This is a genomic window from Maribacter litoralis (assembly GCF_003075045.1).
Classification (GTDB): Bacteria; Bacteroidota; Bacteroidia; order Flavobacteriales; family Flavobacteriaceae; genus Maribacter; species Maribacter litoralis.
In genome coordinates, this window is the sequence record NZ_QCZD01000003.1 from 410,732 (window position 1) to 424,946 (window position 14,215).

Here is a 14,215-nt window from a genome sequence, read left to right on the forward strand (position 1 = left end):
TATTAGTACTATGCCTGGTGAGACTCTTTTAAAAGATCTACCACACTTTTAACGGGATTAAAGGTTACTAAAGGAACCTCAACAAATATGGTATTCCAAAATGCCATTGCACCATTCCACAATCCGGGAAGCTCAAGTGCCTTTAATTCTTTACCGTCTTTTGTTTTACCGGTGATAAATCCTTGCTTTTCATCAACGAACTTAAGAAGGTCATATTTTTCACCTTTATAATTACGAACGGCACAAACCAAATCCACCGGGTTAAAATGGGTAGCGTTCTTTAAAATATCGGCTTGTGCGGGGTTATCCATATCTATTTGGGCAGATTCTATAATCTGCAAGGAAATTTCACCGGTACTATTGGTTACCCAAAACGGACCACCACCAGGTTCACCTTCATTTTTTACCATTCCACAAATACGAATTGGTCTATTTATCTTATCCTTTAATATATTTACCTTATCCGGATTTGATGCTGTATCGAATTCATCTGAAAAACGAACATTTAAATTCGTTGACAAGAAATTTCTAATTTCTTCAATGGTTTCATCATTTACCCCACCTTTATCCAATAAAGCCGCATATTCGAATGCTTTTTCCTGTTCTTTAAGTAAGACTCCCGCCAATACTTTTTTGCTATCTGCCACCGCTTGGGCATCTTTCATTACGGCAACATTATCAATATTCTTAATAAAAATAATATCAGCGTCCTGTTCGTTCAAATTCTGAATCAATGCTCCATGACCGCCCGGTCTAAACAATACAGAACCATCTTCATTTCTAAAAGGCTTATTGTCCATATCTACCGCCAAGGTATCTGTAGATGCCTTTTGAAAAGAGTAATCTACATCATACGTAATTCCTGTATCTGCAGAAACTTTTGGTCCAGATGCTTTAAACTCTTCCCCGAACATTTCCTCATGTTGTTCAGATATGGTAAAATGGAGTTTTGCCTTTCCATTAGATCCAGCATACAGTGCACCTTCTTTTAAATGCTCTTCAAATGGAGTTGCAGTAGCATTTCCATATTTATGAAATGGTAGTAACCCTTTTGGGTAAAAACCATAATTCAATGCATTCTCCCCTAATAGCTCAGAAATAAACTTATATACCTTTTCTCCTTGAGAATCAAAAGAAGTACCTATACTATCCATTACCTTTTCATAAAAGGGAAAACGTTCTAAACCATCAGAAAACTTCTTTATATCCTTATCATTGGTTCTTTCCAAGTAAGTTTCTAGAGATTCTTTATTTGGATCATACGCATTTAAAAAATTGAACAGTGCCTTAAACATTCTAGATGCGGCACCTGAAGCCGGCACAAACTTTAAAATATCAAGATCTTTTAATTTTGAGTCGTAAAAAGTAATGAGTTCTTTTTCTTCTTCTTTAGAAAATTTGAGAATACCGTTACCTATAACAGCGGCATTCTCTAAATTAACAAAGGGTATGCCTTCTTTAAATGTATTGATGTGACCAAGCATCGTTTCTTTTGAAATTCCTTTTTTCTCTAGCTGTTTTTGGTCTTTTTCTGTAAGTTCTATCATTGATCTAATAACTTATCTATATGGTTAATGGCTTTATTTAAACGTTGCTTTTTGTTTCCCTTCAAGGTAATAAAATTTTTACCGTATTTTTCTAAAGTATCTTTAAAATAATTGAACATTTCTTCCCTTTCATTGGGCTTATCCCTTAGGTCATCTTCTTCCCACGGAATATCTATATAGGTCAATAAATAAAGGTCATATGTATTCTGCAATGCATACTTTTCTAAAACAGGGTCACAATCACCAACATAATATGCTTCCGAATATACTTTGGTTTCCAACAAATCTGTATCGCAAATAAGAATTTCAGTTGCTTTTTTGGCCAAATCGTTCTCTAAGCGCATTTGCCCTTCGGCAATGGGCAATAAATCATGAGGCTCACAGGTTTTACGTTCGTTGTTCCATTTATCCTGTAAATATTCCCTGGCGTATTCTGGCACCCATACGGTATGGTAGTGTCTTGCCAATTGTTCTGACAATGTAGTCTTGCCCGTAGATTCTGGTCCAAAAAGAACAACTTTTAAGACATTTGAAGGTTCTTGTCTGTATTTTTCTTCCATGCGTTATAACCGTAAACGGCCAATATTGTAAAGATGAGATATTGAAAACTTGTAAACGTAAATCCCTTGTAAAAATATAATGGTACAGATATAAGATCTCCAATGATCCAATATATCCAATTTTCTACTTTTCTCTTGGCCATCAACCACATACCCACAAAAAATATAGCTGTTGTTATAGTATCAACATAGGCGGTCCAACTAGTCCATTTATCGAAAATCTGGTAGACGGTAAATACAAATACCAGGGTACTTATAAATATAATCACCGATATACCATTCTCTTTTTTCGTTGTTCTGGTGATAGGGGTATAATGGTCTTCATCAACCTTTCTTGTCCAAATATACCAGCCATATAAACTCATTATAAAATAGTATGCGTTTATCATCATGTCTCCCAACAACCCCCATTTTAAAAGCAGGTATACAAAAATGGAGGTACTTATCATGCCAGTAGGATAAACCAAAATATTGTTTTGCTTAGAACATATTACGGATAGCAAGCCAAATATTACGGCTATAATCTCGAGGGTAATATCCAACGTACTATAATCGGCATATTGCCCAAATAGATAATCAAAAATGGGGCTCATATTCGCTACGATCAGATTTTACAATTTTCATGAACAGCAACCCGCGATCCATGAGCTCGAAAGCAGCTTTTATTTCAGTATTAAGAACAACCATTACTTCATCATAAGTACCAAAAACCTGTGTACTTAACGGGTTTTCAAGTATGGTTAATCCACTTGCCCTTAATTTTTTTATAAAATCTATAATGTGTTGCTCAAAATCGTCCTGTAGTGGCGAAAACGTCAACTCTACCGATATATCCATATAATGTAGCCTAAATATTAATTCTTATTTTTAGTGGCATATACACAGGTGAAATTTTCGAATTCCAGAAATTTAATTCCGTAGTCCGAAGATTCCCCGTTAAAAATTATTTGCGCCGTTGTTCGTCCTGCGTTAAATATAAAATCTTGTACGTTGATGTGATGTAAAAAACTTACGCCCCTATGCCCGTAAATTTTATATAGAGATTCTTTGGCGCCCCAAACTATGGTCAATTTTCTAATGATTGCTGCCGTATTCGCCAGCGTACGATATTCTTCGAACGGAGTAAACTTATGGGCTATTCGCAGTATTTTATCGCGCTGCATTTCAATATCTATACCTACTTCTTCCGATGCGCTAATGATTACCGCCGTAAAATTATGTGAATGTGTAATTGATATAAAATTGCCATCCTTTAAATGTGGTTTGCCATTCTCGTCATAAATCAGATCTGCATCTACATAGTTATACAAAGACAGCAAATGTCTAATACTCAAAAAAGCCTTTCGGTGAAGATCAGATTTCATACCATTGAATCTATTTTGACAATGATCGGTAAGTTCAATTCCTTTCCACAAATCTTCTTCAGACTCTTCAACCTTCCATATTGCTACAGAGGTTTCTTTGTTTACTGTTATTGTTTTGTAAAGCGGCATGGGATTCTTCGTGTTATTCGTACCTTTGCACGAAACCTATTTAGGTTTCAACGAATTAAACTTAGCTTTGTTATATCGAATAACGAAAGTATAAAATAATAAAGATATGAGCACGAAAACTATTCCGTATGTGCCTTATAAGGTAAAGGATATTTCCCTTGCAGATTGGGGAAGAAAAGAAATTGAATTGGCAGAAGCAGAAATGCCAGGTCTAATGGCGCTACGTGAAGAATACAAAGACGAGCAGCCTTTAAAAGGTGCTCGTATTGCCGGTTGCCTTCACATGACCATACAAACTGCAGTTTTAATTGAAACTTTAACCGCATTAGGTGCCGATGTTACCTGGAGTTCATGTAATATATTCTCTACACAAGATCAAGCTGCTGCAGCTATTGCCGCTGCGGGTGTACCTGTGTATGCTTGGAAAGGTATGAACGAAGAGGAGTTTGACTGGTGTATAGAACAAACTTTATTCTTTGGCGAAGATAGAAAGCCATTGAATATGATTTTAGATGATGGTGGTGACCTTACCAACATGGTTTTGGACAAGTATCCAGAATTGGGCACTGGTGTTAAAGGACTTTCTGAAGAAACCACCACGGGTGTTCACCGATTATATGAGCGTGTAAAAAATGGAACTTTACCAATGCCCGCTATTAACGTAAACGATTCTGTAACCAAATCTAAATTTGATAACAAATACGGATGTAGAGAGAGTGCAGTAGATGCTATTCGTAGAGCTACCGATACTATGCTTGCAGGTAAGCGAGTTGTAGTTGCAGGTTACGGAGATGTAGGTAAAGGTACCGCAGCTTCTTTTAAAGGTGCCGGTTCTATTGTTACCGTTACCGAAATTGATCCTATTTGTGCATTACAAGCATGTATGGACGGATTTGAAGTTAAAAAACTCGAAACAGTAATAGGAAACGCCGATATCGTAATTACAACGACCGGAAATAAAGATATCATCAGAGCTGAACATTTTGAAGCGCTTAAAGACAAAGCCATTGTTTGTAATATTGGTCACTTTGACAATGAAATCGATATGGCTTGGTTGAACAAAAACCACGGAAGCACTAAAGATGAAATTAAGCCACAAGTTGATAAATATACTATTGATGGCAAAGACATAATTATTTTAGCAGAGGGTAGATTGGTGAATTTAGGTTGTGCTACAGGTCACCCTAGTTTTGTAATGAGTAATTCATTTACCAACCAAACTCTGGCGCAAATTGAACTTTGGAAAAATAGTGAGAACTACAAAAACGAAGTGTATATGCTACCTAAGCATTTAGATGAAAAAGTTGCAAAACTTCACTTGTCTCGTTTAGGTGCAGAATTGACCGAGCTAAAGAAAGATCAAGCCGACTATATTGGTGTTACCGTAGAAGGACCTTTCAAGCCAGACTATTACAGATACTAAATATAAGTTTTATAAATTAAAAAAGGTCCCGATTTTATCGAGACCTTTTTTGTTTATGCTTAAATATGTTTAGTTATTTTCAGCTAACATACCTTCTAGATAATAGCAATCTGTTTGTTCTTTAATCTGAGCCAAACCTTGTTCTTTAGAATCTAAAGGATTTATTTTTACCTCTTTTCCATTTGGCATGTAAACGATGTAAAATCCTTCTTCAAAAGAAGATAGTTTTATTATTTCACCATTAGGTCTAATGGCATTCCAAGATTTTTCACTTGGTTTATATACCAAATCAATTTTCTTTCCTTTTTTGGGACCATCGACCACGGTTACCTGCATTCTATTTTTAGTTGCAGTCATTTCAAAGGTATTACCGTCTCTTTCTACCATTTGAGTCTCCGACTCTCCTTCTTCCATTGCAATAGGATTAGAACCGCTCCAAAATTCGATTACATTGAATATAACGGCATCTCCTAAAAAGAACAAACCGTAAACAGGAATTATGTTCAACCCCCAAAAGACCAGGTTATTTACAAACTTACTATCAGAAACACCTTGGTTCCAATCTTTAAGATTATTAAAGGCACTGAAAGAACCCAAGCAACTAGAGAATAACAACGTACCGGCCATAGCAATACAGATAACTGACTTTTTCATGATATTTATTGTTTAGAATTAGAGATACAATTTAATCACTTTTAATTAAGACAGTTCTCTGATTAAATCAGATTTTTAACGCTATCGCTTTAATCGAAAATAATTTCCCATTGTACTTATGCTACCTACATGCCCCTCTCCAAACCTTCGTTCCATTTTCTTACGAACTCTTCAGACCATGCATCCCAGCCAATTGTGCTTAACGTCCAAATGGTAATACCAATTACTATAACATTTAAAACAATACCTACAATTGCAATTATTTTACCTTTTTTTACGGTTGCATAATTGTCGTAGGCCTCAGGATTCATTTTATATATCCCTTCAGATTTTGAAGCCAAATAAAAAGAAATAACTGCGGGTATAATACCAAACCCGCCAAGACAACAGATAATACAACTAAGAACGGACAACACATAAATGAATGCAGAATTCGGTAGTTTTTTACTTTCCATAGCGATATTTAATTGAAATGTTTTCTTAAAGTTATTCATTAAGTTTTAAATCAATCTTATATTTTGGTAAAGATTATACCCAATGACCGATACTTTTTAGCTAACTCTTTTCTGTTATCGGCATTTTCACTTACTTCGCTTAAAATATAGCATAATGATAATATTTGTTGATATGGACGAGGTCATAGCCGATACTTATGGCGCCCATATAGAAATCTACAATACAGAATTTAAAGATGAGCTTACTTCAGACACATGTAAAGGATCAGAAGTATGGCATATGGTGCCAGAAGCACACCAAGACAGTGTTCGAAAACATGCCACTAGAAGAGGATTTTTTAGAAATTTGAAACCAATAGCAGGCAGTCAAGAAATTCTTGCAAGATTAGCCGATAAACACGAGGTATATATAGCATCTGCAGCTATGCAGTTTCCAAATTCATTAGAAGAAAAAAGTGAATGGTTAGACGAACACTTTCCTTTTATACCTTGGCAAAATCGCATTTTATGTGGTCATAAGCACATTCTTAAAGGAGATGTTCTCATAGACGACAGAAGTTTCAACCTAGAAACTTTTGATGGTAGAAGCCTACAATTCACATCTCCACATAATGTAAACACCACCGGTTTTGAACGTGTAAATACTTGGTTTGAAATTGGGGAGAAATTATTGTAACCCCAATTTACCCAAATCGAAAAAATAAAAATTCTTTTCGTCGTTCATGGCTACGAAAAGTCCGCTCTTAAAGGTTTCGTTCAAGGGTACGGTTACTGCCTCACAGCCATCGGTCTCTGTGGTAGATAAATTTATGGCTTTAATAAATTGGTTGGTTTCTCTATCAAAAATATTGAACTCCCCTTTTTGTTGATTTGAAACAATTAAATAACCGTGCCCATCGTCATAAGCGGCGATTGCAATGCCTTCTATATCTTCATCAAAATAGTCGCCACCAAAACAAGAAATCTCTTTATTTCCCATGCTAGGTTCTGCATAATATTTTTTTATACAAACGCCTTCATCAGAGTAATAAACGTAGCCCATTTCATCATCTACAGCAATGGCTTCTATTTCCTTAACACCACTAAAGCCACCAAATTTCCTTATAAAATTTGATGAAACACCCGTACTGTCTGACTTTAATTCATATTGATATAAATAACCGTCTGCCGGCCCGCTTTTTCTGCCTACAATGGCATAAACGGCCCCATTTTTAGAAGATTTATATAAACTTACGCCCATGGGAAGTCTATTGTTTTGGTTATCCTCATCTTCAAAAACCGAAAAACCACCTTGATCCAAAGGTTGCATTTCTGGTACCGAAAACATTCTGACCTGTTGCTTTTCACGCTCGGTAAACACCAAAATATCGGTGGTGGTAGAATCATTTAAACGAAACCCGTACTCTATATCGACATTGTTAGGACGCTGTATACCTTTTATCGTTTTCTCCTTTATAATTTTACCATTTAAATCGAAGGCATAAATTGCGCCGTTGGTTTCCTTATCAGTACCAAAAACTATACTCTCTTTTGGATTATTTGGATTTACCCAAATAGCAGGGTCATCTGTATCGTTTAAGGTAAATTCCGTAATAACATCTGGTGCTATTTTTGGTAATTTACTTTTATTACATGATACAAATAGTACAAGTAACACTAGTAAAAAGGGTACTTTTTTCATCTTGATATTCTTTTATTGTAAAGCGCTACTATTTATTGAATAGATCATATTTTAAGCCAAAAGTTATTCTTTGACCATAAAACTCCGCTTGCATTGTTCTATCCTTAACACCTTGAAAATATCTTAATGGCTGATTGGTTATATTATTGATTGAAGTATACAGACTTAGGTTTGTGTTTATTTGATATGATGCATTAAAATCTACAAACAATTGTGTGTCATAATATCTATCCTCAAAATCATTGCCTCCAATTTCATCTATATAACTATCTGAAAAATTAGCCGATAGCCTTGATGAGAATCGCTTATCAGCATAAGCTAAAGAAGCATTGAACATATTAGGAGCTGTATTCGGCAAGTCTATATCTTCACGTTCATCACCGTCTTCATTTCTTATACCATCTGCACTAGAAGACAAGTAAGTGTAATTGATGTAAAGACTAAAGTTTTTGGCAAAGCCAGGTAAAAAGTCCAGCTGACGCTGAAAAGCCATTTCAAAACCAGTTACAGAGGCTCCGTCTCCATTTAATGGTTGATATACCTCAAAACCTTCTGTGCCTGCACCAAAACTATCATCAGCAGCCTCTTGCTGAAAAGTATATATAAACTTATCTATATCCTTATAAAATACACCTGCAGACAATAAACCTACACTTTCAAAATAATGCTCACCCATAACATCGAAGTTCATAGATGTGGTAGCTTGCAACTCCGGATTTCCAACAAATATTTCTTCATCCCCAGAAACTATGTCCAATGACGGCACAATATCTTCATAATTTGGTCTTGCCAAGGTATTGGTCCAAGCAAAACGCAAAATAGTTCTATCGTTTATATCATATTTTAAATGAACACCAGGCATTATATTGGTATAATTACTTTCTTGGGTAATTTCACCTATTACATTCTCTTCGTCTTCTATTTGGTTTCCGGTAGCGGTAACATTGGTATTCTCTAATCTTAAACCTACCAAAAGTCCCAATTTATCAGATAATTTTTGGTTGGTCATTGCATAACCAGCGTAAACATTCTCTTCTACGTTAAAATTAGCTCTCAAAAATTCATCAGGCACAGATTCGCCATCCTCCAGATCTAAACCACCTAACCATTCTTCGCTGGCAAAAGAACCTATCGCATATTGGCTGCCTGCATAAAAATCTGGATCAGTATAGTCTTTTAAAGGCACACTTGCCAAGGTTTCATAAGTGTCTTCTAGGTCAAACTCAAAAAAGTCATTATCCCTTAATTTTATTTTAAACCTACCCCTTGCACCAAACTTGATTATTCCGTCTTCGTACCCAAAAAAGTCAACAGGAATTTCAAAATTGACAAACATGTTAAAATCCTCTTCTTCCGTATACTGATTTTCTTCTGTAATTTCTCCGTATTCGAAATTTGAAAATTCTGTAGCATCCGTTGGATCTGCAGCGTAAAAACGCGGATATCTTGAATTGGTTACATCGCTATTAACGATATATTCACTTTCAAACTCTGCATAACGCTCATTTAGTCTTTCTTCAGAAGCCTTGGCATAAGAAGCCATCCAATCTACTTTCAATAATCCCCAAAGGTGATTACCGCCCAAACTATAATTTTGCATACGCTGATCTTCCAACCTTCGATTCTTATTTCGATCATTATCTATACCTCCCTTAGATTGTCTTACAATTTCTGCCGGAAACCTTGTTGGCACACCATCTGTTATGGTAAAATCGCCAAGTTCAATATCTTCAGCGTCTAAAATTTCTTGTCCGAGTGCAAATCTATTTTCCCTATCATCTCGCCAATTGTACATCGTTTTAAGAAACATAGTATTATTGGCATTGAACTTATAATCCATATTTACCGAAAAACTTCTTCTCACCCTTTGCACCAAGTATTTTCTCTGTTCAAACACATTGGCATAAGGATCAACGTCCACTTCCTCTAAAATAGGCTCCCCTTCAGCATCATCTACACCTGTATAATATTCAAATTCATCTGTCCATTCCGCTTCTATATTATCCGACCCAAAATCATTATCATTAAATGAAGCTGAAGCCATCCATCCAAATTTTCCATTCTCACTTCGGTCTCCAATAATAAAAGAACCATTGAGTATAGCCTTTTCTGTAATAAGGTTAATACCAGAACCAAGGGTAGTGGACAATCTAAAACCTTGTGGTGACGTACGGGTAATTAAATTTACCGACCCACCTAATGCATCGGCGTCCATATCTGGAGTAACCGCTTTACTAACTTCTATGGTTTGTATCATATCGGAAGGAATTAGGTCCATCTGTACATTTCTATTGTCTCCTTCCGCTGAAGGAACCCTACTACCGTTAAGGGTAACCGAATTTAATTGAGGAGAAAGTCCACGTATAATAATATTTCTAGCTTCACCTTGATCCACTTGCATTGTAATACCTGGTATACGTTTTACGGCATCACCAATATTGGCATCGGGAAATTTACCAATCTGATCTGTTGAAACCACATTGGTAATATTAATGTTGTTTTTCTGGGTATTTAAAGCTTTAGATGTTCCTCCCAAACCATATGCCGTTACTTCCACACCTTCAAGCTCCGTGGTTTTAGGAGCTACAAATATGGCGACATCGGTTGTTTCACCATTGTTTACAATAACCTCTTTTTCGGTATCATCATATCCCAAATAAGAAACCTTTAGCATATAGGTGCCTTCTGGTATATCTACCAGTGTAAATTTGCCATCGAAATTTGAAATTGCACCTTTAGACAATGAAGAAATCATTACACTTGCCCCAGGTAAGTAAAGTCCATTTTCATCTGAAATTGTACCTTGAATATTTCCAGATTGCGCAACCGCCATTGAGCTAAAAACTGTACATAATAGCGTTACAAAAAATAAATTCAGTTGGTTTTTCATTTTCATTTTAGGTTTATTAGAACTAAGACAAAAATATGTATACCAGCTGTTTACAAGGTTAAGCCCATTCTAACAAAGCGTAAACATTTTCATTTTTAAAGGAAACATGAAGGCAACAATCACACTAAATTAACATGACCTTAACCATACACATAAGAACACCTAAAATCGATTACAATTGAAGTAAAAAATGTATCAGATTTGTCTTTGGATCTATATGTAGTTTTTTACGTAACCTATATCTTGCTACACGCACACTATCTGGTGTAACCCGTAGAATTGAAGCAATTTCCTTAGATGATAAATTTAAGCGCAACAGCATAGCCAAACGCATTTCTGTTTGAGACAACTTTTCTTTACACACATCAATCAACTTTTTTCCAAATTCAGGATGTATTTCACTAAAGTAGTTTTGAAATTGCCTTGCTTCATTGTCTTGCTTTACATTTTCATTAATATCATTGGCCAGTTGCTTTATTTTAGCCGACTTGTCCATATTCTTTCTATCTGCAAGCTTTAAAAGTGTGGAAGCCAGATCAGATAATAATTTATTCTTATGCGAAAGATGTAGACTATACTTTGATAAAGCAGAAGCTTTTAATTGCACCTCATTACGCAAGTTTTCTTGCAGTATTGCTTTTTTTTCTAATTGAGCTTGCAATAACTGTTTTTGAAATTGTTGTATCTTAAATTCTTCCTTGCGTTTTTTTGCCCTGAACAGAAGCAAAACAAAAATTATTATAGAAATTAAAATCACGGCAACGATCCAAAAATTTCTATTTGCCTTTGCGACTTTATTCTCCTCTTCGAGAAGCATTATCCTCGTTTCTTTTTGATTGGTTTCATATACCGTTTGTAATACATTTATTTGATTGCTATTCTGCCCGTTAAAAATATTGGAAGTTATTTGCTCGGCCATCTCTAAGTATTCAAGAGCATCTTTATACTTACCTAACAGTGCGTAAGTTTTTGATAGATCTCTGTATGCACTTGACAATCTATTCTTGTCGTTAATTTCTTTCGCTAAATGCATAGCTTTGGTCGTATATACAATAGCTTGATCATATGAGCCACGTTTTCTGAACACATCGCCAATGTTGTTAAGTATGTTAGCCTCTAAAGAATTTTTACTTCCCTTGGTATAACCATAAGCCTTGCTGAAGAATTGCGAGGCCAGATCAAAATTTTCTAAATCTTCATAAATACTACCTATATTTTCATTGGCCGTTGCCAAACCAATAGAATCCTGCAGCAGTTTAAATTCCGTCAAACTTTGCTTTTCAAAAGCCAATGCCTTTTTATACTCTTTTCTCTTTTCATAGCAACTACCTAGTAGACCAGTAGATCTTGCTAGTCCTTTTTTAAAATCAATAACCTTTGATAGTTTCAAACTTTTAGAGAAACTCGCCTCAGCTTTATCGTAATTTTTTAATGCAAGATGCATACTACCTTGTGCATTGTTAATATGTACTTGCAAAGTATCGTTCGGCTTTTTCTGCAATATGAGCAAAGCCTTATTGAACTGATCTGTAGCCTCAGAATATACGCCTATCCTAAAATAAAACTCTCCTAATCTCCAATAGCTCATTGCTATTTTAAAATCATCATTTTGCCCTTGGGCTATTTTCAGTTGATTTTTATAAGATAGAAAGGTTGAATCGAGCTCTTTGCTATCAAAATGTAGAAGCTCTCGTTTGTTTTGCGCAGATAACAAACCTGAGAATGAAAAGGCTACTATTAGTACTACATGCAAATATTTTGTATACATATTATCTATTGACCGAGCATTTAAACTTTACCAGTAAAGAACATTGCTTGTTCAGCAAAATTTAAACCAGTAAATATGCCTATAGATATACTTAGAACAATAACAAAGGATATTAAGTTATCGTTAAAGATAATTTAACGTCGAAAACAACAAACACAAAAAGCCTTTGCAACTGAATGCAAAGGCTTTAATATTGTAAACTTAACTTTATTTAAGCTTCAAAAGGCTCAATGGAAACGTAAGATTTTCCACCTGCTTTCTTTTCAAACTTAACTAGACCATCTACACGTGCGTGTAATGTATGATCTTTTCCTGCATAAACATTTTCACCAGGATTATGTCTTGTTCCACGCTGTCTAACGATAATGTTACCAGCGATAGCAGCTTGACCACCATAAATCTTAACTCCTAATCGTTTCGATTCTGATTCTCTACCGTTTTTAGAACTACCTACACCTTTCTTATGTGCCATTGTCTGAGGTTTTAAATATTGTTATACTTTAGTGATTTAGCTTATTTTGCTACACCACCGTCTAATTCGTCTTGCCATTTCTGTAACTCATCCCATTTACCATCAGCAGCTAATTCAGCTTGCTTTGGCCAAGTGTCGGTTACGTGATTTCCACGAACATCAGCAATAATTTCAGAAATTTTCGCTGCGTCTGTTTTTGCTAAATCAGCAAAAGTAGAAATACCTGCATTATTTAAGGTTTCGGCAATTTTTGGACCGATACCTTCAATCTTTTTTAAATCATCACCTTTACCCGAAGCTTTTTTTGCTTTTGGCGCTGCCGCTTTTTTAGTTTCAGTTTTCTTAGCTCCTTTAGAAATAATAGATTCGATCACTATCTCAGTAAGAGATTGACGATGTCCATTTTTCTTTTTGTAACCTTTACGTCTTTTCTTATGAAAAACGATTACTTTGTCACCTCTTAGGTGTTTAACGACTTTAGCCTCTACTGCGGCTCCGTCTATAGCCGGGGCGCCGATAGTAACGTTCGATCCATCATCCAAAAGAAGAACGTTGTCAAAAGTAACTTTCTTACCTTCTTCTGCTTGTAAACGGTGAACGTACACTTTCTGGTCTTTTGCAACTTTAAACTGCTGCCCTGCCATCTCTACAATTGCGTACATATTGTTAAATGTATTATTAAACCTGATGGATTTTTTCCATAGGCGGGTGCAAATATAGTTCTTAATCGTGAATTTACAAGTGTTTTTTTAGAATTTTACACACTCTTTATTTTTGTAGTATTCGAAGTCTTAAACAGTTGCATAAAAGCAAGTGTCAGTACAAGACTTGTAGTAAACCCCATGGTGGCAACTACCAAAAAAACGATAGCTTCAAAACTCTTGTAATTGTTTGCCCATTTTGTAGATAGTTCTTCTAAAAAACCTGGTTGCAATTCTGTAGAATACAACGCAAAGAATAAGGTAAATATTAACGTCGCTACCCCACCGGTTATTAAACCTGCCATAAAACCACCTGCATAATTAAACGCATTACCTTTCTTTAACTTATAGAATTTAATTGCTTCATAAATGGCAAAACCTGTTATTACTGCATTGAACAGGCTGTAAAAAACATTGACATGAAGACCAAGTAATGACAGCACCAAAAAATACGCAATTAAACAACCGCTGGCGGCAACTCCAAATCTTATAGGTAGGGCGTAATGGTTCATTTTAAAATAATTTTGTTTAGACTTTTAAGATAATGAATAAACAACAATTAATTTAATAT

15 protein-coding genes are annotated in these 14,215 nt (G+C 35.4%); 2 read left to right on the top strand and 13 right to left on the bottom strand.

Going from position 1 to position 14,215, the window contains the following annotated elements; translation table 11 throughout:
* Positions 1–8: 8 nt before the first annotated feature.
* The 5 genes from DCS95_RS13255 to DCS95_RS13275 are packed head-to-tail and all read right to left on the bottom strand — an operon-like array spanning position 9 to position 3,600.
* Positions 9–1,547 carry a DUF4301 family protein gene (locus DCS95_RS13255; protein WP_116771266.1) on the bottom strand — a complete coding sequence of 513 codons (1,539 nt, stop codon included), beginning with the start codon at positions 1,545–1,547 and terminating at the stop codon, positions 9–11.
* Positions 1,544–2,107, bottom strand: a complete 564-nt coding sequence (locus tag DCS95_RS13260; RefSeq protein WP_116771267.1) for an AAA family ATPase — start codon at positions 2,105–2,107, stop codon at positions 1,544–1,546. The genes DCS95_RS13255 and DCS95_RS13260 overlap by 4 nt, the downstream gene beginning before the upstream one ends.
* Entirely contained in the window at positions 2,068–2,700 is a 633-nt protein-coding gene (gene pnuC / locus DCS95_RS13265) for a nicotinamide riboside transporter PnuC (RefSeq protein ID WP_116771268.1), read from the bottom strand. Before pnuC ends, DCS95_RS13260 begins: the two co-directional genes overlap by 40 nt.
* Entirely contained in the window at positions 2,684–2,944 is a 261-nt protein-coding gene (locus DCS95_RS13270; RefSeq protein WP_116771269.1) for a thiamine-binding protein, read from the bottom strand. Before DCS95_RS13270 ends, pnuC begins: the two co-directional genes overlap by 17 nt.
* Positions 2,945–2,961: 17 nt before the next feature.
* Positions 2,962–3,600, bottom strand: a complete 639-nt coding sequence (locus DCS95_RS13275) for a 4'-phosphopantetheinyl transferase family protein (protein WP_116771270.1) — start codon at positions 3,598–3,600, stop codon at positions 2,962–2,964.
* Positions 3,601–3,706: 106 nt separating this feature from the next.
* On the opposite strand from DCS95_RS13275, the gene ahcY reads away from it, so the two are divergent.
* A complete protein-coding gene (ahcY, locus tag DCS95_RS13280; protein ID WP_116771271.1) occupies positions 3,707–5,023 on the top strand; it encodes an adenosylhomocysteinase in 1,317 nt (438 codons plus the stop codon).
* A 69-nt stretch (positions 5,024–5,092) separates the two neighbouring features.
* On the opposite strand, the gene DCS95_RS13285 is transcribed toward ahcY, so the two are convergent.
* A complete protein-coding gene (locus DCS95_RS13285) occupies positions 5,093–5,677 on the bottom strand; it encodes a DUF3332 domain-containing protein (protein ID WP_116771272.1) in 585 nt (194 codons plus the stop codon).
* Positions 5,678–5,802: 125 nt separating this feature from the next.
* Positions 5,803–6,171: a CCC motif membrane protein gene (locus DCS95_RS13290; protein WP_116771273.1), complete on the bottom strand. Its 369-nt coding sequence runs from the start codon at positions 6,169–6,171 to the stop codon at positions 5,803–5,805.
* A 115-nt stretch (positions 6,172–6,286) separates the two neighbouring features.
* Here DCS95_RS13290 and DCS95_RS13295 point away from each other — a divergent pair, with 115 nt between their 5' ends.
* A complete protein-coding gene (locus DCS95_RS13295) occupies positions 6,287–6,808 on the top strand; it encodes a 5' nucleotidase, NT5C type (protein WP_116771274.1) in 522 nt (173 codons plus the stop codon).
* Here DCS95_RS13295 and DCS95_RS13300 read toward each other — a convergent pair.
* From DCS95_RS13300 to DCS95_RS13325, 6 genes are all read right to left on the bottom strand, one after another.
* Positions 6,800–7,813, bottom strand: a complete 1,014-nt coding sequence (locus DCS95_RS13300; protein ID WP_116771275.1) for a phytase — start codon at positions 7,811–7,813, stop codon at positions 6,800–6,802. The two genes, DCS95_RS13295 and DCS95_RS13300, sit on opposite strands and share 9 nt — an antisense overlap.
* 28 nt (positions 7,814–7,841) lie before the next feature.
* Positions 7,842–10,703 (bottom strand): TonB-dependent receptor, encoded by a 2,862-nt coding sequence (locus DCS95_RS13305; RefSeq protein WP_425269160.1) that lies wholly within the window; start codon positions 10,701–10,703, stop codon positions 7,842–7,844.
* A gap of 172 nt (positions 10,704–10,875) precedes the next feature.
* Positions 10,876–12,471: a tetratricopeptide repeat protein gene (locus DCS95_RS13310; protein ID WP_116771277.1), complete on the bottom strand. Its 1,596-nt coding sequence runs from the start codon at positions 12,469–12,471 to the stop codon at positions 10,876–10,878.
* Positions 12,472–12,682: 211 nt separating this feature from the next.
* Complete coding sequence (gene rpmA, locus DCS95_RS13315; protein ID WP_116771278.1) at positions 12,683–12,943, bottom strand: 50S ribosomal protein L27; 261 nt, start codon at positions 12,941–12,943, stop codon at positions 12,683–12,685.
* Positions 12,944–12,984: 41 nt separating this feature from the next.
* Entirely contained in the window at positions 12,985–13,605 is a 621-nt protein-coding gene (gene rplU / locus DCS95_RS13320) for a 50S ribosomal protein L21 (RefSeq protein WP_116771279.1), read from the bottom strand.
* A gap of 95 nt (positions 13,606–13,700) precedes the next feature.
* Complete coding sequence (locus DCS95_RS13325) at positions 13,701–14,156, bottom strand: DUF4199 domain-containing protein (protein WP_116771280.1); 456 nt, start codon at positions 14,154–14,156, stop codon at positions 13,701–13,703.
* Between the last annotated feature and the right edge of the window lie 59 nt (positions 14,157–14,215).